Origin of the sequence: Nocardia sp. A7 (genome assembly GCF_046549215.1) — a bacterium.
Taxonomy (GTDB): Bacteria; Actinomycetota; Actinomycetes; order Mycobacteriales; family Mycobacteriaceae; genus Nocardia.
In genome coordinates this window covers 754035-770234 of record NZ_JAJPWE010000003.1, presented here as the reverse complement: position 1 = coordinate 770234, position 16200 = coordinate 754035, and the positions used below count along the sequence as shown (strand labels likewise).

General features: G+C 67.5%; 18 protein-coding genes. 13 read left to right on the top strand and 5 right to left on the bottom strand.

Annotation, left to right across the window (positions count from 1 at the left end):
* Positions 1-14 precede the first annotated feature (14 nt).
* The 10 genes from ACLJPD_RS21445 to ACLJPD_RS21400 all read left to right on the top strand — a co-directional run bounded on the left by ACLJPD_RS21445 (position 15) and on the right by ACLJPD_RS21400 (position 8442).
* Positions 15-998, top strand: coding sequence for a bifunctional MaoC family dehydratase N-terminal/OB-fold nucleic acid binding domain-containing protein (locus ACLJPD_RS21445; RefSeq protein WP_410874393.1), 984 nt, complete (start codon positions 15-17; stop codon positions 996-998).
* Positions 995-1417, top strand: coding sequence for a MaoC family dehydratase (locus tag ACLJPD_RS21440; protein WP_410874392.1), 423 nt, complete (start codon positions 995-997; stop codon positions 1415-1417). The genes ACLJPD_RS21445 and ACLJPD_RS21440 overlap by 4 nt, the downstream gene beginning before the upstream one ends.
* Complete coding sequence (locus tag ACLJPD_RS21435; RefSeq protein ID WP_410874391.1) at positions 1414-2598, top strand: lipid-transfer protein; 1185 nt, start codon at positions 1414-1416, stop codon at positions 2596-2598. Before ACLJPD_RS21440 ends, ACLJPD_RS21435 begins: the two co-directional genes overlap by 4 nt.
* Before the next feature lie 44 nt (positions 2599-2642).
* Positions 2643-3059, top strand: coding sequence for an NUDIX domain-containing protein (locus ACLJPD_RS21430; protein ID WP_410874390.1), 417 nt, complete (start codon positions 2643-2645; stop codon positions 3057-3059).
* Between the two features lie 14 nt (positions 3060-3073).
* The gene (zapE, locus tag ACLJPD_RS21425) at positions 3074-4111 is read left to right on the top strand and encodes a cell division protein ZapE (RefSeq protein ID WP_410874389.1); all 1038 of its coding nucleotides are present in this window, start codon (positions 3074-3076) and stop codon (positions 4109-4111) included.
* Between the two features lie 139 nt (positions 4112-4250).
* A complete protein-coding gene (locus ACLJPD_RS21420) occupies positions 4251-5180 on the top strand; it encodes a DUF4129 domain-containing protein (protein ID WP_410874388.1) in 930 nt (309 codons plus the stop codon).
* A gap of 70 nt (positions 5181-5250) precedes the next feature.
* Positions 5251-5745, top strand: a complete 495-nt coding sequence (locus ACLJPD_RS21415) for a hypothetical protein (RefSeq protein ID WP_410874387.1) — start codon at positions 5251-5253, stop codon at positions 5743-5745.
* 17 nt (positions 5746-5762) lie between these two features.
* Positions 5763-6725 (top strand): AAA family ATPase, encoded by a 963-nt coding sequence (locus ACLJPD_RS21410; protein ID WP_056818940.1) that lies wholly within the window; start codon positions 5763-5765, stop codon positions 6723-6725.
* Positions 6722-7996, top strand: a complete 1275-nt coding sequence (locus ACLJPD_RS21405) for a DUF58 domain-containing protein (RefSeq protein WP_410874386.1) — start codon at positions 6722-6724, stop codon at positions 7994-7996. The genes ACLJPD_RS21410 and ACLJPD_RS21405 overlap by 4 nt, the downstream gene beginning before the upstream one ends.
* Complete coding sequence (locus ACLJPD_RS21400; protein WP_410874385.1) at positions 7993-8442, top strand: hypothetical protein; 450 nt, start codon at positions 7993-7995, stop codon at positions 8440-8442. The genes ACLJPD_RS21405 and ACLJPD_RS21400 overlap by 4 nt, the downstream gene beginning before the upstream one ends.
* A gap of 10 nt (positions 8443-8452) precedes the next feature.
* Here ACLJPD_RS21400 and ACLJPD_RS21395 read toward each other — a convergent pair whose 3' ends face one another.
* Complete coding sequence (locus ACLJPD_RS21395) at positions 8453-9301, bottom strand: GNAT family N-acetyltransferase (RefSeq protein WP_410874384.1); 849 nt, start codon at positions 9299-9301, stop codon at positions 8453-8455.
* Positions 9302-9349: 48 nt separating this feature from the next.
* On the bottom strand, positions 9350-9697 hold the full coding sequence (locus ACLJPD_RS21390) for a winged helix-turn-helix transcriptional regulator (RefSeq protein ID WP_410874383.1): 348 nt from the start codon (positions 9695-9697) through the stop codon (positions 9350-9352).
* A gap of 69 nt (positions 9698-9766) precedes the next feature.
* Between ACLJPD_RS21390 and ACLJPD_RS21385 the strand changes: the two genes are divergently transcribed.
* The gene (locus ACLJPD_RS21385) at positions 9767-10525 is read left to right on the top strand and encodes an SDR family oxidoreductase (protein ID WP_410874382.1); all 759 of its coding nucleotides are present in this window, start codon (positions 9767-9769) and stop codon (positions 10523-10525) included.
* Positions 10526-10580: 55 nt separating this feature from the next.
* Here the strand turns inward: ACLJPD_RS21385 and dmpG are convergent, their stop codons facing one another.
* Genes dmpG through ACLJPD_RS21370 form a run of 3 tightly spaced genes read right to left on the bottom strand, consistent with a single transcriptional unit; the run spans position 10581 to position 13352 of the window.
* Positions 10581-11630 carry a 4-hydroxy-2-oxovalerate aldolase gene (gene dmpG / locus ACLJPD_RS21380; protein ID WP_410874381.1) on the bottom strand — a complete coding sequence of 350 codons (1050 nt, stop codon included), beginning with the start codon at positions 11628-11630 and terminating at the stop codon, positions 10581-10583.
* Positions 11631-11642: 12 nt separating this feature from the next.
* The gene (locus ACLJPD_RS21375) at positions 11643-12548 is read right to left on the bottom strand and encodes an acetaldehyde dehydrogenase (acetylating) (protein WP_410874380.1); all 906 of its coding nucleotides are present in this window, start codon (positions 12546-12548) and stop codon (positions 11643-11645) included.
* A gap of 18 nt (positions 12549-12566) precedes the next feature.
* Positions 12567-13352: a 2-keto-4-pentenoate hydratase gene (locus ACLJPD_RS21370; protein WP_410874379.1), complete on the bottom strand. Its 786-nt coding sequence runs from the start codon at positions 13350-13352 to the stop codon at positions 12567-12569.
* Positions 13353-13524: 172 nt separating this feature from the next.
* Between ACLJPD_RS21370 and kstD the strand changes: the two genes are divergently transcribed.
* Positions 13525-15228 (top strand): 3-oxosteroid 1-dehydrogenase, encoded by a 1704-nt coding sequence (kstD, locus tag ACLJPD_RS21365; protein WP_410874378.1) that lies wholly within the window; start codon positions 13525-13527, stop codon positions 15226-15228.
* 51 nt (positions 15229-15279) lie between these two features.
* Positions 15280-16140 (top strand): MaoC/PaaZ C-terminal domain-containing protein, encoded by an 861-nt coding sequence (locus tag ACLJPD_RS21360; RefSeq protein ID WP_410874377.1) that lies wholly within the window; start codon positions 15280-15282, stop codon positions 16138-16140.
* Positions 16141-16200: the final 60 nt, after the last annotated feature.

Below are 16200 nucleotides of genomic sequence, written 5' to 3'. Positions count from 1 at the left end.
ACAAGGAGCGGCGCGTGCCGGACAGCATGACCCCCGAAGATCTCCCGGCAGCGCTGGCGAAGTTGTCGGCGGCAGGGCCATCGGCGCCGCGTGCCGGCCGTGACCCGGTGAACCAGCCGATGATTCACAACTGGGTCGAGGCACTGGGCGACACCAACCCGATCTATGTCGACGCCGAAGCCGCAAGGGCGGCAGGCCATCCCGGCATCGTCGCCCCACCCGCGATGGCGCAGGTGTGGACGATGAACGGCCTGCGCGGCTCTCGGACCGCCGACGACCCGCTCGGCCTGGCGACCCAGCTGCTCGACGACGCGGGCTATACCTCCGTTGTCGGCACCAATTGTGAACAGACCTACCACCGCTACCTGGAGCCGGGGGAGGAGGTGACGGTGTCCAGCGTTCTCTCGGAGTTCAAGGGCCCCAAGCGAACCGGACTCGGCGACGGCTGGTTCCTGACCTTCGCCACCACCTGGTCGGTCGGCGACGAGGTCGTCACCGAAATGCTCTTCCGCATTCTGAAGTTCGCGCCGGGGGCCGCCGCTGATGCGGTAACCACGACGGATCAGCAGACTCCGGCAATGGCGCCCGTTGGTCGGGTCGGCCCGGTGATCTCGCGTGATACCGAGTTCTTCTGGGCGGGAACCGAAGTCGGGGAACTGCGGATTCAACGTCTGCCCGACGGCACGCTGCGTCACCCGCCCGTTCCCGCGCTGTGGCAGGACAAATCGGCGACCACCGACTACGTGGTCGCCGCGGGTACCGGCACGGTGTTCAGCTTCGTTGTGCACCACGCGCCCAAGGTGCCGGGGCGCGACCTGCCCTTCGTGGTCGCCCTGGTCGAACTCGACGAGGGCGTGCGCGTCCTCGGCGAACTGCGCGGCGTCGAGCCGACCGAGGTCGCCATCGACCTGCCGGTGCGTGCCGCCTTCGAAAAGCTCGCCGACGGCACCGTGCTGCCGTACTGGCAGGCCGCCCGTCCGGAAAGGACGCCCCGATGACCCCCACCGTCGAACTCGCCACCATCGCGGTGGGAACCACCTTGCCGGAGTTGGTGATCCACGCCGATCCGACCTTCGTCATCAGTACGGCCATGGCCACGAGGGACTTCCAGGACGTGCACCACGACCGCGACAAGGCGGTCGAGCGTGGGTCCACCGATATCTTCGTCAACATCCTCACCGACACCGGTCTGGTGCAGCGTTTCGTCACCGATTGGGCTGGGCCGCGTGCGCGGGTCAAGCGCATCGCCCTTCGCCTCGGTGTGCCGCTGTACGCCGGTGACACCCTGACCCTTTCCGGCACGGTCACCGAGATCGACGGCACCCAGGTCACCATCGACGTGCACGGCAAGGACAGTCTCGGCGAACACATCACCGCCACCGCCGTCATCGCCCTCCCCGAGCTGGAGTCGAAATGAGCACTACCGCCAAGGCCGGTCTCTCGGGCCGCGCCGCCATTGTCGGCATCGGCGCCACCGACTTCTCCAAGGACTCGGGTCGCAGCGAATTGCGTTTGGCCGCGGAGGCAGTCAGCGCCGCCCTCGCCGATGCCGGTCTCACACCGGACGACGTCGACGGCCTCACCACCTTCACCATGGACACCAACACCCAGGCCGCGGTGGCGAGGGCGGTGGGCATTCCGAGCCTGAAGTTCTTCAGCCACATCGGTTACGGCGGCGGTGCGGCCTGCGCGACGGTGCAGCAGGCCGCGATGGCGGTGGCCACCGGTGTGGCCGATGTCGTGGTCGCCTACCGTGCGTTCAACGAGCGATCCGGCGCCCGATTCGGTCAGTTCTCGCCCGCGCTCGCAGCCGCGCCGACCTCCTCGGGGATCGACGCGGGCTGGGCCTACCCGCAGGGTCTCGGCACGCCCGCCGCGCAGGTCGCGATGGTCGCCCGCCGCTATATGCACGTCACCGGTGCCACCAGTACCGATTTCGGTGCGGTGGCGGTGGCCGATCGCAAGCACGCCGCGGTGAACCCCAACGCCTTCTTCTACGGCAAGCCGATCACCCTGGAACAGCACCAGGATTCGCGCTGGATCGCCGAACCGCTGCACCTGCTCGACTGCTGCCAGGAATCCGACGGTGGCGTCGCCATCGTGGTCACCAGCGCCGAACGTGCCCGCGACCTCCCGCAGCGCCCCGCGATCATCGCGGCCGCCGCCCAGGGCAGCGGCGCCGACCAGTACGTGATGACCAGTTACTACCGCGACGCCATGACCGGTCTGCCCGAAATGGGTCTCGTCGGCGACCAACTGTGGGCGCAGAGCGGCCTGTCCGCGGCCGACATGCAGGCTGCGATCCTCTACGACCACTTCACCCCGTTCGTCCTCATGCAGCTCGAGGAGCTGGGTTTCTGTGCCCGCGGCGAGGCGAAGGAGTTCATCGCCGACGGCGCCATCGAGCTCGGCGGCCGCCTACCGCTCAACACCCACGGTGGCCAGCTCGGCGAGGCCTACATCCACGGCATGAACGGCATCGCCGAAGCGGTCCGCCAGATTCGCGGTACCTCGGTCAACCAGGTGGACGCCCTGGAACGCATCCTGGTCACCGCGGGCACCGGCGTCCCCACCTCGGGACTGGTCCTGACGTCGTAGCCTCTCGTACGCTCGACCAGGTGACTCCCCGCCACCTGGTCGACGTGCACATCCTGCTGATCCGCGGCGACGAGGTCTTGCTGAGCCTGCGCCGCAGCGGCGACGAGTTCGATCACCGCTGGCACCTGCCGTCCGGAAAACTCGAAGCAGACGAGTCGGTGGCGGCGGCCGCGGCCCGCGAAGCCGCGGAGGAAGTCGGGGTCGACATCGATCCGGCTGCCCTTCGCCTGTTCCACGTCGCCCACGTCACCGCCCCCGGCCGCGACTCCCGGCTCGGCCTGTTCTTTCGTGTCGAAAATTGGCGCGGTGAACCTTTCAATTGCGAACCCGATAAATGCTATGCACTGCAATGGTTTCCGCTTTCTGAGTTACCCGCCGACCTGATCGAATATTCCGCCCTCGGCCTTTCCGCCCTGAATTCGGCCGCGCCCTATTCCGAATTCGGTTGGCCGGCTGAATAACCGAGGAGGTTCGTATGAAACCCGACACCGTGGTGCTCGACCCGGCACAACGAGCGGCCGCACACGCGCTCGAATCGTTGCTCGACCAGCGCGGCCGTCCACGCCGGCACGGCGACGGGCGTGGGGGCATGTTCGGCATCCCGATGCGACGCGCGGTTCCATCAGGCATCTATCTGCACGGCCGCCCTGGACGCGGCAAGACCATGGTGATGGACCGGTTCTTCGCCTCGATCGACACAAATCGCAAGCGCCGCTTTCACTTCCACTCCTTCTTCGCGGCCCTGCACACCGCCACCCACGCGCTCGGGTCGATCGAGCGCGCCATCGACGAGCTCCTCGGCGATGCCGACCTGGTCTGCTTCGACGAATTCCACGTCAACGACATCGGCGACGCCATGCTCATCGCCCGCATGCTCGACGCCCTCTTCGCCGACCACCGCACCCTCGTCGTCACCTCGAACTACCGCCCCCATGACCTTCTACCCAACCCGCTGTTCCACGACCACTTCCTGCCCACCATCGGGCAGATCCGCACTCACCTCGACATCGTCGCCCTGGACGGCCCACTCGACTACCGCACCGCCACCCCTCACCGCGACACCGGCTTCCTCGCGGGCCGCTACGTGCTCACCCCGTCGAATCAGCCGAGTGTCTCCTCGGCGGTCGACGTCGAGCGGTCCGTCGCCGACCTTCCCCTGGGCAACGGCCGCACCATCCGCGCCCGCGGCACCGCCGACACCATCACCGTCGACTTCCACGACATCTGTGCCGCGCCGACCAGCGCCGCCGACTACCTCCACCTCGCCGAGCGCTACCCCCACTGGACCCTGCGCGAGGTCCCCGCACTGCGCGAAGTCCCACCCGACTGGTCCATGCGCCTGGTGAACCTCGTCGACGTCCTCTACGACGCCGATCTCCCGTTCACCATTTATGCCTGTGAACCCTCACAGGAACTGACAGCGGGCGTTCCTGCGATTCCTGATCTCGCTCGCACCGCCAGCCGCCTCGGTGAGTTGCCATTAACTGGCGTGGCGAACGTTCGCACTGCGTAGCAAGCCCTTGATAGCAGGGGGACAATAAGAGTCGAGGGGTCCAAAAGTATCGATTTCCTCTCGAGCGGACCACTCGGCATGTAACTATGTGGCTGTTTTGTGCAGTCTTCTGGGGTTTGGTGGTACAGCTGTGATCGGGGTGAATCAGCCCATTACGCGGGCGATTGTCGTGATCGCACTGGTCGTCGCTTCGACGATCGCGTTGCAGGGCTCACTGCCCGGTTCCGGCGAGACCTCGTCCGGAGCCCCTTCTCCGCTGCTCATCGCCGTGATGCCGGTCTTGCTGCTGGTCTCGATCGTCATCCTGGTCGCGGGCGTGATCGCCAGCCAACATCGTCTGCCCCTGGCGATGCCGGAGGCCGAACGCGACGCCGTGCCGCGCATCCAGTGGCACAGGATGGCGCTGCTGGTCCCGATCGCGGTCGCCGCGGTCGCGCTCATTTTCGCGGGCGGCGTCACGGCGCTGTTCCTGCTGCCCGGCGCCCGCCCGATGCAGCCCGCCGCCGAGACGCTGGCCGAGGGTTCCGGCCCGGTCCCCACCACCGACACCCACGCCGCCGACCCCACGACAGGGCCCACTGAACTCACCGGCACCACCCTGGTGATCGCGGCGATCCTGGCCATCGTGCTGATCGTGGTCGCGCTGGTCGGCCTGGTCGTCGTCGCCGTGGCCGCGCGCCGCGAACCGGTCCCCGTCGTTCCTGTCGAGGACGAACCGAGTCCCAGCGCGGTCGATTCCCTCACGCGCGCCGCCGAAATGGGCCTCGCCGCGATGAACGCCCCGGGCCAGGACCCACGCACCGCCATCATCGCCTGTTATGTGGCGATGGAGCGCGGCCTGTCCAGCGACCGCGCCGCCCGCCCACTCGCCTCCGACACCCCGATGGAAGTGCTGGCCCGAGCCTTCGAAAGCGGTGTGCTGCACGATGCTTCGGCACGCGAGCTCGTCGCCCTGTTCGAGGAGGCGCGATTCAGCCCGCACTCGATGCTCGAATGGCAGCGCATGCGCGCCGAACAACTGTTGCGCATCGTGCTCAGCGATCTGCAGCGCAGGTTGGTGGCGGCATGAGCGGTCAGCGCCCGGAGGCGGTAGCGAAGCGTAACCACGCAGGGCGCCCGAGCATGCAAGGGAGCACAGCATGAGTAGGACTTCGGTGTTTGTCACGGCCGTGCTCGCGGTGGCTGTGATCGAAGTGGCGTTGGTGCGGCTGGATCGTGACTCGGTGCTGCTCGCGGTCGCCGTGCCGGTGGCCGTGGCGCTGGCGCTGCTGGTCCGGTCGCTGCGCCACCGCGTCGTGCGCGAGGAACCGCTGACCGAGTACATCGACAACGGGCCCGCGGAGATGCTCGGTCGCTGGCACGCGCGCGCCGAGATGCTCACCGCTCGCGCCGACGGCACCCGCGCCGACTGGGACCGCCACCTGCGTCCGTTGCTTGCCAAAGAGTTCGAATTATCCACCGGGTTACGGGTATCAAAGAATCGCCGGGCCACCGAGGCCGCCGGTCAGCTGCAGTTCGGACCCGAACTGTGGCGCTGGGTGGATCCGGCGAACTCCTCGCTGCGCGATCAGACCGGTCGCGCGCCGGGTAGGGAGGCGCTGGATGAGATCCTGCGCCGTTTGCAGACGATGTGAGGGGTTAGAGGCCACCGATGACAATGCCGTTGAACGTGACCGTCCAGCGCTCCGATGCCGTACTGCGTGAGCTGGGTCGTGTCGTAGTCGGCAAGCGCGATGAGATGCAACTCATCATGATTGCCGTGCTGGCGGGTGGGCACGTACTCATCGAGGACCTGCCAGGCCTCGGAAAGACCTTGATCGCGCGGTCTTTCGCGGCCGCGCTCGGACTGGACTTCACCCGGGTGCAGTTCACGCCGGATCTACTGCCCGCCGACCTGCTCGGTTCGACGATCTATGACATGGCGTCGGGCCGGTTCAATTTCCGTCGCGGTCCGGTGTTCACCAATGTGCTGCTCGCCGACGAGATCAACCGCACCCCGCCCAAGACCCAGGCCGCCCTGCTGGAGGCCATGGCCGAGGGGCAGGTGAGCATCGACGGCGAAACCTTCCTGCTCCCACAGCCTTTCGTGGTGCTGGCCACCGACAACCCGATCGAGTACGAGGGCACCTACCCGCTGCCAGAGGCCCAGCTCGACCGCTTCGCCATCCAGCTGCGTCTGGGCTACCTCTCCGAGGCCGACGAGACGCAGATGATCCGGCGCAGGCTCGAACGTGGTTCCACCGCACCGCAAGTCGGCCAGGTGGTCGACGCCCAGGGGCTGATGGAAATGCGTCAGTCGGTCGAATTCGTCACCGTGCACCCCGACGTGGTGAGCTACGTCGTCGCGCTCGCCTCGGCCACCCGCAGCCATCCGCAGGTGGAAGTCGGTGCCAGTCCGCGCGCCGAACTCGACCTCGTGCAGATGTCGCGGGCGAGGGCGCTGCTGCTCGGCCGCGACTACGTGATCCCCGAAGACGTGAAAGCGCTTGCGGTAGCGGCGATGTCGCACCGCATCACCTTGCGTCCCGAAATGTGGGTGCGCCGTATCCGCGGCGAGGACGTCATCACCGAACTACTCCGCCGGCTACCGGTGCCCCGCGCCACGAGCACATGAAGCATCGCGACGAATCCAGAACGGTCGAGGTCGACCTCCGGTGGCGGCCCGCGCCACTGGTGTTCATCCTGGCCGGTTGCGCCGCGGCGGCGCTGGTCGTCGCGGTGCTGCTCGGGCAGTGGCAGTTGGTCGTCTTCGCCGCACCGATGCTCGGTGTGCTCGCCACCGCGCCGTGGCAGCAGGCACCGACCAGGGTCCAGGTCGACGGCAGCGGCACCATTCGCTGTTTCGAGACCGAGACGATCGGTTGCAGTGCTGTCGCTTTCGTCGAAAGTGGGCACGCGCTGCTGCGGATGACAGCCCTGCCGCTGCCCGGCCTGGAACTCGAGGTCGAGGAGGCCCACGATTCCGGGGGTGCCCCCGCGGGCATGCGCCTCGGGCTCTCGGCCACCCGCTGGGGTCGTTATCCGGTGCAGGTCAAGGTGTCCGCGCTCAGCCCCGCGGGTCTCGCGGTGGCGACAACCGAGCTGCCCGCGGCCAAACTCTACGTCTACCCCATTGCGGATCCGCAGCGAATGCGCCTGCCGCGCACCGAACTTCCCGACCGCATCGGTACCCATCTGACCCGAAGGCACGGCCCCGGCGTCGAATACGCCGACATCCGCACCTACCTGCCGGGCGACCAGTTGCGCACCGTCAACTGGCCGGTGAGTGCGCGGCGCGGCAGGCTCTACGTCACCCAGCGGTTCACCAACCGCTCCGCCGACGTCGTCGTCATGGTCGACACCTCCCAGCAGGCGCCGGGCCCGGCCAGCGACTCGCTGGAACTCTCGGTGCGCGGCGCGGCCCAGGTGGTCCAGTCGACCCTGCAGTCCGGCGATCGCACCGCTGTCGTCTGCCTCGGCGAATCGCCCCGTTGGCTGCGCCCCGATATCGGCCGCAGGCAGTTCTATCGCATCGTCGACACCGTCCTCGGGGTCGGCGACGAACACGTCGCGACCACCGGCACCCTCGCACCGCACGCGGCCGTCCCGATCGGCGCGATCGTGGTCGCCTTCTCCACCCTGCTCGACACCCAATTCGCGCTGTCGCTGATCGACCTGCGCAAACGCGGCCACGTGGTCGTCGCGGTCGACGTCCTGCGCGGCACCCCGTTCGAAGACGGCCTCGACCCGACCATGGCCAAGATGTGGCAGCTCGAACGCGCCTCGATGTATCGGGACATGGGCACCGTCGGCGTCGACATCATCGCCTGGCCCGACGGCACCCGCCTCGACCAGGCCATGCGCCTGCTCCCCACCCACCGCCGAGCCGCCCGGGTACGCCGATGACTCGATTCCTCGCCCTGCTGGCCGGCCTGCTGCTGGTCGCCGCGGTCGCGCTGATCAACCCTCTCGCCGGAGTGCCCGCGCTGGCGCTGGTGATCGCGAGCTGGTGGTGGCGCCCGGCCTCGGTCGGCGCGGTCCTGGTCGCCATCGCGGCCCTCGCCATCGCCGATGTGGGCGTGATAGCGGCAGCGGCAACAGGTTTGGTCGCTACCACCTATCTGCTGAACGCCGCCGTCCTGCACGCACCCGAAGGCGTGGTTCCCACCACGATCCCCTCGGTCGGCGGCGCGGTCCTGTTCACCATCGCCGCCGCCACCGCGGCCCTGGTTCCCGTCCAACTGATCTGGGCCCCGTTGGCCGCCCCCATCCTCGTCGTCGCGATCTACGCCCTGCTGGTGAGCGGTCTGTCGGCCAAGGGCCCGACCGTCGAAGAGATCCGCGTCGAATAGGACTCGAGCTTCATGCGGGGTCTTTGACCAGCACCGCTCGGGTGTAGAGCAGCGCGAAGCCTTGGGCCTGGGAGTTCTTCTGGGATTTGGATCCGGGCTCGGTGGTGACGACCGCGAGGTCGCAGTCGGCCGCGGCCGCGGCACCGAGGCGGGCCGAGAGCAGCGCTGTTTGGACGCCTTGTCGACGGTGCTCGGGCAGGGTCGCCGCCCCGGCGAGCGCGGCGATGCCGCCTGTCATGCGGAGGCTGCCGCCGCCTGCGGGAATGCCGTCCCGGTAGGCCAGGTAGCGATGCGTGTTGCCGGCGGCGGCGAGGTCTCGTACGACAGCGGCGAGGATGTCGCGGGGGAACTCTTCGTGGGCGGGTAGACCGTCGTCGTCGGGGTGGGCGAAGCCGTCGACGACGATATCGAGCCAGGTATCGAATCCGTTCTCGTCATCGCGACGCACCTCGACCGACTGCGGTGTCGGCCAGGCGCGCCCCCTCGGACGCAGGCCGAGAACGTTTTCGAACGACGTCAACCGGTACCCGCGGGCGGTCAGGTCGGCGCCGATCCGTGGGTCCGCGAGATGCGCCAATTCCACCTGAACCGGCGCCCCCACCTCGGCATAAGCCTGTTCGACCGCGTCCCACTGCGCAACCGTCGGCACTCCGGCGAACCCGACACCGACGACCTTGTTCAGTGGGGACCCGGGCCCCGCGAAACATGCCGCGCCACCAGCGATCTCCTGCGCGAACCCACTGAACTCCACTGTCCCCCTACGGAGCCCCGCGCTCACCCCACCGGTAATGGCATCGGTCTCCATCCGCTCGATCCGTGCAGCCATGCCGGTATCGCAGAACAATGCATCCTCGCTCATCAGCCAGTTATATCGCCCCTGTCCAGCGGTTTTCCGGCGATCAATGGACTAGCGGTCGGGCCGCCACGGGATTCGGCCGTTGCCGTCGCCGGAGGACGTCCGGTTCTCGGACCAGTCCCACAGGGGCTGGAGGGATTCGGCGAGAAGGGCACCTTCGGTGGTGAGTTCGTAGGCGCCGCGTGCGCCGTTCTTGCGGATCAGCGCCGCGGACTGGAGTTGCTGTAGCCGGTCCGAGAGCATGCTCGACGAGCAGTTGCCCATGCGTCGGCGGATGTCGAGGAAGCCGAGGGGGCCGGGCTCCAGTTCCCAGATCACGCGCAGCATCCAGCGCTGGCCGAGTAGGTCGATCGCGGCCAGGATCGCTTGCGAGGGTTCGTCGCCGGTTGCGCTTCTCATTCAGAAGCACGATAGTTGCTTCTGAATCAGAAGCATGACGGCCGGTCGGGATGGACGAGGAGATCGACGATGGATGCGACAGATCAGCGAATCGTGCTGGTAACCGGGGCCTCTCGCGGGATCGGGGCGGAATCGGCCGCGCAGTTCGGGGCGGCGGGGGCGCACGTCGTCGTGAACTTCCGGGAGAAGCGCAAGCGGGCGCAGCATGTTGTGGACGGGATCGTTGCGGCGGGCGGGAGCGCCTCGGTGCTCGGTGCCGATGTGTCCGATCCGGCGGCTGTCGAGGCGATGGTCGAGGAGGTCGGCCGGTTGTTCGGGCGACTGGACACTTTGGTACTCAACGCATCCGGTGGGCTGGAGCGAGATGCCGACCCCGGGTACGCACTCCGGCTCAACCGGGATGCGCAGGTGAACCTGGCGACGGCGCTACTGCCGCTGATGCCAGAGGGTGGTCGGATCGTGTTCGTGACCAGCCATCAGGCGCACTTCATCCACGACAACGACAACGTGCCTCCGGGTTACACGCCGATCGCGCGGAGCAAGCGGGCAGGCGAGGATGCGCTACGTGCGCTGATTCCCGAATTCCGGGAGCGCGGAGTCGGTTTCACGGTGGTGTCCGGCGACATGATCGACGGGACGATCATCGTGCGCCTGTTGGAACGGCGCGACCCGGGCAGTGTCGAGTCCCGCCGCGCGGCAGGCCCGTTGCCCACTGTCGATGACTTCGCGGGTGTGATCGTTCGGGCAGGCACCGAAGCGGTCGCCGACGGCCACACGTACTTCGTCGGCGGCGACGACTACCTCGCCGCCGGTGCGCTCACGCGGTGACGAACGACGAACGGCGTGACCCGAGGTGCCGGGTCACGCCGTCAGAAGTGTCTTGTCAGGCGGTGACGGAAGCTTCGCGCTGGAGTTCCAACGCGATGTCGATGAGCTGGTCTTCCTGGCCGCCGACGAGTTTGCGCTTGCCCGCGCGGACGAGCATTTCGGCGGCGGAGACGCCGTAGCGTTCGGCTTGGCGTTCGGCGTGGCGCAGGAAGCTGGAGTACACACCCGCGTAGCCCATCATCAGGGCTTGGCGGTCGAGCAGGCATTCCGACGGCATAGCCGGGCGGACCACGTCCTCGGCTGCGTCGGTGACGGCGAAGAAGTCGACGCCGGTCTTGATGCCGAGCTTGTCGCAGACGCCGATGAAGGCTTCCACCGGCAGATTGCCCGCGCCCGCACCGAAGCGGCGCGCCGAGCCGTCGATCTGGGTGGCACCCGCGCGTACGGCGTAGACCGAGTTCGCCACGGCGAGGCCGAGGTTCTCGTGGCCGTGGAAGCCGACCTGGGCGTCGTCGCCGAGTTCGGCCACCAGGGCCGAGACGCGGTCCGAGACCTGCTCGAGGACGAGGGCGCCCGCGGAATCGACGACGTAGACGCACTCGCAGCCCGCGTCGGCCATGATGCGGGCCTGTGCGGCCAGGTTCTCCGGCGTGGTGGAGTGGGCCATCATCAGGAAACCGACGGTCTCCAGACCGAGTTCGCGCGCGAGACCGAAGTGCTGGATCGAGACGTCCGCCTCGGTGCAGTGGGTGGCGATACGGCAGATGGACGCGCCGTTGTCCTGGGAGATCTTGATGTCTTCCTTGACGCCGACGCCCGGCAGCATGAGGAAGGCGATCTTGGCCTGCTTGGCGGACTCGGCGGCAGCCTTGATCAGCTCCTGCTCAGGGGTTTTCGAGAAACCGTAGTTGAACGAGGAACCACCGAGACCGTCACCGTGCGTCACCTCGATAACCGGGACACCCGAACCATCAAGGGCCGCCACGATATCGCGCACCTCGGCCACGGTGAACTGGTGACGCTTGTGATGCGAGCCGTCGCGCAGCGAGGTGTCGGTGACACGCACATCGAGTTCGCCCGAGAAGGGCTTGAGGATATTGTTCATGGTCGAAACTCCTTACACCCGAGCCGAGATGATCTGGTCGGCCAGCACGTCACCCACGCGGGTGGCAGCGGCGGTCATGATGTCGAGGTTGCCCGCGTAGGGCGGCAGGAAATCGCCCGCGCCTTCGACCTCGACGAAGATCGAAACCTTCGCCATCCCACCGGAGATCACCGACGGCTCGTCGAACTGCGGATCGTTGAGCAGCCGGTAACCGGGCACGTACTCCTGGATCGACTTCTCCATACGAAAAATGCTCTCGGAGATGGCATCTCGATCAGCGTCCTCGGGGATGGCGCAGAAGATGGTGTCGCGCATGATCATCGGCGGCTCGGCCGGGTTCATGATGATGATGGCCTTGCCCCGCTGCGCGCCGCCGATGGTCTCGACACCCTTGGAGGTGGTCTTGGTGAACTCGTCGATATTCGCGCGGGTTCCCGGACCGGCCGATACCGAGGCCACCGACGCCACGATCTCGGCGTAGGCCACCGGCACGACGCGCGACACCGCCGCCACCATGGGAATCGTGGCTTGACCACCACAGGTGATCATGTTGACGTTGCGCGCATCCCGCAGCGAATCCAGGTTCACCGCGGGGATCACGGCCGGGCCGACCGCGGCCGGGGTGAGGTCGACGGCGCGGATGCTGGCGGCCTCGTATTTCGGCGCGTACGCGCGGTGCACGTAGGCGGAGGTGGCCTCGAACAGCAGATCCGGCTTCTCGTCGAGGGCGAGCAGCCAGTCCGCGCCCTCCGCGGAGGTTTCCAGACCGAGCCCGCGTGCCCGCTTCAGCCCCTCCGAATCCGGGTCGATGCCGATCATCCAGCGCGGCTCGATCTTGTCCGAGCGCAGCAGCTTGTAGAGCAGGTCGGTGCTGATATTGCCGGACCCCACGATCGCGGCGGTGACTTTGCTGGTCACGGTGTCTCCTAGTGAAGTTCAGCTGAAACGCAGACGGACGGACCCGAGCCCGGAGAACTCGGCGTGGAAGTCGTCACCGGGGCGGGCGTCGATGGCGCGGGTGCAGGAACCGGGCAGCACGATGTCGCCCTTCTTCAACCGCACCCCGAAGGTCGCGACCTTGCGTGCCAGCCACGCGACGGCGATCACCGGATCGCCGAGCACCGCGTCGCTGCGGCCCTCGGCGATGACCTCGCCGTTGCGGGTGAGCACGGCGTCAATGGCCTTGATGTCGATGTCGCCGGGTGCGACGCGTTCTTTGCCAAGGACCCACCCGGCCGAGGAGGCGTTGTCGGAGATGGTGTCGGTCAGGCCGATCTTCCAGTCCTTGATGCGCGAGTCGATGAGTTCGATCGAGGGCGCGTACGCGACGGTCGCGGCCAACACGTCGGCTTCGGTGCAGTCCTCACCGGGCAGGTCGGCGCCGAGGACGAACCCGACCTCGACCTCCACCCGGGGCAGCAGGAACTTCGAGGTGTCGACGGGGACGTCCTCGTAGACCTCCATGTCGGCGAGCAGGTGACCGTAGTCGGGCTCGTCGACCCCCATCATCTCCTGCATCGCTTTCGACGAGAGCCCCACCTTGTGCCCGACCACTTTCGCGCCGGACCGGAGCCGACGCTGGATGTTGAGCAGCTGGATCTCGTAGGCATCGACCACATCGATCTCGGGGAACCGGTCGACGAGCGGCAATACGGCGACGCGCTCGTCTTCGGCGCGGGCCAGTTCGTCGGCGAGTTGGGTTCGTACCGCGTCAGGCAGCACGCGGACCTCCTTGGCAGCACGGTCGGAAGGATCTAGACGCCAAAACTGTAACCGGTTTCCCAATTCAGCGTCAGCCGTTCACCTGACAATACAACGCTACATCTGGTGATTTCTGCAACATGTTCTACTGAGTTCCATTTTTATCTGTCCAACAACCGAGCCCTTCTATAACGTGTTCTACATGAGTGATCGGGAATACGATGTCGTGGTCGTCGGGAGCGGCGCCGCTGGGATGACCGCTGCCCTCGCCGCGGCCCACAAGGGACTGAGTGTCGTGCTGCTGGAGAAGGCCGCGCACTACGGCGGGTCGACGGCCCGATCCGGCGGTGGCGTCTGGATTCCGGGCAACAAGGCGCTGCGTGCGTCCGGCAGGCCCGACGACCGCGAGGACGCGCGCACCTACCTGCACAGCATCATCGGCGACGTGGTGCCCGCCGAGAAGATCGACACCTACCTCGAGCGTGGCTCCGAGGCGTTCGACTTCGTCCTCGACCACACCCCGCTGAAGATGAAGTGGGTTCCCGGTTACTCCGACTACTACCCCGAGGCGCCGGGCGGCCTCGGCCAGGGGCGTTCGTGCGAGCCGACGCCGTTCAACGGCAAGGTGCTCGGCGCGGAACTGGCCAATCTGGAACCGCCCTACGCCAAGGCGCCGCTGAACGTGGTCGTCATGCAGGCCGACTTCGTGCGGCTCAACCTGATCCGCCGGCACCCCAAGGGCATGATGCGGGCGCTGCGCGTCGGCGCGCGCACCTACCTGGCCAAGTGGACCGGCAAGCACCTGCTCGGCATGGGCCAGGCCATCATCGCCGCCATGCGCAAGGGCCTGCTCGACGCGGGCGTGCCGGTGCTGCTCAACACCCCGCTCACCGAGCTGGTGGTCACCGACGGGCGGGTCACCGGTGTCAAGGCCGTCGCCGACGGCGAAAAAGTCACGTTCACCGCGCGCTACGGAGTGATCCTCGGCGCGGGCGGGTTCGAGCACAACGCCGACATGCGGGCCAAGTACCAGCGTCAGCCGATAACCACTGAGTGGACAACCGGTGCTGCGGCCAACACCGGCGATGGCATCCTCGCGGGTATGGCAGTGGGTGCGACGGTCGGGTTCATGGAGGACGCCTGGTGGGGTCCGACGATCTTCAAGGGTGGCAAGCCCTGGTTCGCGCTGGCCGAACGGAACCTGCCCGGCACCATCATGGTCAACGACCGCGGCGAGCGGTTCGGCAACGAGTCGGCCCCCTACGTCGAGGCGGTGCACACCATGTACGGCGGTGAGTACGGTCAGGGCGAGGGCCCCGGCGAGAACATCCCGGCCTGGCTGGTGTTCGACCAGCGCTACCGCAACCGCTACATCTTCGCGGGACTGCAACCCGGACAGCGCTTTCCGTCGCGTTGGATGGAGAACGACTACATCGTCAAGGCCGACACCATCGGGGAACTGGCCGAGCGCATCGGTGTGCCCGTCGACAACCTGACCGCGACGATCGAACGCTTCAACGGCTTCGCCGCCGCGGGCAAGGACGACGACTTCGGCCGCGGCAACAGCCACTACGACCGCTACTACGGCGACCCGACCGTGAAGCCGAATCCGTGCCTGGCCGAACTGTCGCAGGGCCCCTTCTACGCGGCGAAGATGGTGCCCGGCGACCTCGGGACCAAGGGCGGCCTGGTCACCGATACCGCCGGACGTGTGCTGCGCGAGGACGATTCCGTCATCGACGGTCTCTACGCCTCGGGCAACACCAGCTCGCCGGTGATGGGCCACACCTACGCGGGCCCCGGCGCCACCATCGGCCCCGCGATCACCTTCGCGTACCTGGCGGTCCTCGACATCGTCGCCAAGAAGTCGACCGACTCGGCGAAGGCGAACGCATGAGCGTCAGCCCGAACAAGCCACGCACACTCAGCAGAAATGCAGGAGTAACCAATGCCCATTGATCTGGCGACCGCGCTCGGCGCGACACTGCCCGCCCGCGAGTTCAGCTGGACACCCACCGACGTGCAGCTCTACCACCTCGGCCTTGGCGCGGGCGCCCGCCCCACCGACCCGGCCGAGCTGGCCTATCTCGACGATCGCACACCCCAGGTGCTGCCGACGTTCGCGACGGTGGCGCCGACCCTCGGCGAAACCGAGCCGCCGAAGGTGAGCTTCCCCGGCATCGAGATCGACCTGGCCAAGGTCGTGCACGGCCATCAGGAAGTGTTGGTGCACAAGCCGATTCCCGCCACCGGCAAGGCGGTCTCGGTCGGCCGGATCGCCGAGATCTGGGACAAGGGCGCCAACGCGGTGATCGTGCAGGAGCACACCGTCACCGGGTCCGACGGTGAACCGCTGTGGACGGTCCGGTCCTCGATCTTCGCCAAGGGCGAGGGCGGCTTCGGCGGCGAGCGCGGCCCGAGCACCCGCACCGAACTGCCCGACCGCGCGCCCGACGCGGAACTGCTCACCCCGACGATGCCGCAGCAGGCCCTGCTGTACCGCCTGTCCGGTGACCGCAACCCCCTGCACTCGGACCCCGAATTCGCCCGTGGCGCAGGCTTTCCCGCCCCCATCCTGCACGGCCTGTCCACCTACGGCACGGTGTGCAAGGCCATCACGGACGCGCTGCTCGACAGCGACGCGAGCCGGGTAGGCGGCTTCCGCGCCAAATTCGCCGGCGTCCTCTACCCGGGCGAGACCCTGCGCACCAAGGTCTGGCGCGAGGCCGACGAGCTGATCGCGGTCGTCACCGTGGTCGAACGAGACGACGCGCCGGTCCTCAGCGACGTGTCGTTGCGGATTGCCTGATCTGGACTACTGATCACCAGGCCATCACGGCACCATCGCCCGAGAGCGAAAATTTCTGGT

Excerpts from the sequence above, each read along its gene's own strand:
- dmpG (WP_410874381.1), bottom strand. The coding sequence starts at position 11,630 with ATGAACAATATCCTCAAGCCCTTCTCGGGCGAACTCGATGTGCGTGTC.
- ACLJPD_RS21405 (WP_410874386.1), top strand. The coding sequence starts at position 6,722 with ATGAAGCATCGCGACGAATCCAGAACGGTCGAGGTCGACCTCCGGTGG.
- ACLJPD_RS21360 (WP_410874377.1), top strand. The coding sequence starts at position 15,280 with ATGCCCATTGATCTGGCGACCGCGCTCGGCGCGACACTGCCCGCCCGC.
- ACLJPD_RS21440 (WP_410874392.1), top strand. The coding sequence starts at position 995 with ATGACCCCCACCGTCGAACTCGCCACCATCGCGGTGGGAACCACCTTG.
- ACLJPD_RS21410 (WP_056818940.1), top strand. The coding sequence starts at position 5,763 with ATGACAATGCCGTTGAACGTGACCGTCCAGCGCTCCGATGCCGTACTG.
- ACLJPD_RS21435 (WP_410874391.1), top strand. The coding sequence starts at position 1,414 with ATGAGCACTACCGCCAAGGCCGGTCTCTCGGGCCGCGCCGCCATTGTC.
- ACLJPD_RS21415 (WP_410874387.1), top strand. The coding sequence starts at position 5,251 with ATGAGTAGGACTTCGGTGTTTGTCACGGCCGTGCTCGCGGTGGCTGTG.
- ACLJPD_RS21400 (WP_410874385.1), top strand. The coding sequence starts at position 7,993 with ATGACTCGATTCCTCGCCCTGCTGGCCGGCCTGCTGCTGGTCGCCGCG.
- ACLJPD_RS21390 (WP_410874383.1), bottom strand. The coding sequence starts at position 9,697 with ATGAGAAGCGCAACCGGCGACGAACCCTCGCAAGCGATCCTGGCCGCG.
- ACLJPD_RS21395 (WP_410874384.1), bottom strand. The coding sequence starts at position 9,301 with ATGAGCGAGGATGCATTGTTCTGCGATACCGGCATGGCTGCACGGATC.
- zapE (WP_410874389.1), top strand. The coding sequence starts at position 3,074 with ATGAAACCCGACACCGTGGTGCTCGACCCGGCACAACGAGCGGCCGCA.
- ACLJPD_RS21385 (WP_410874382.1), top strand. The coding sequence starts at position 9,767 with ATGGATGCGACAGATCAGCGAATCGTGCTGGTAACCGGGGCCTCTCGC.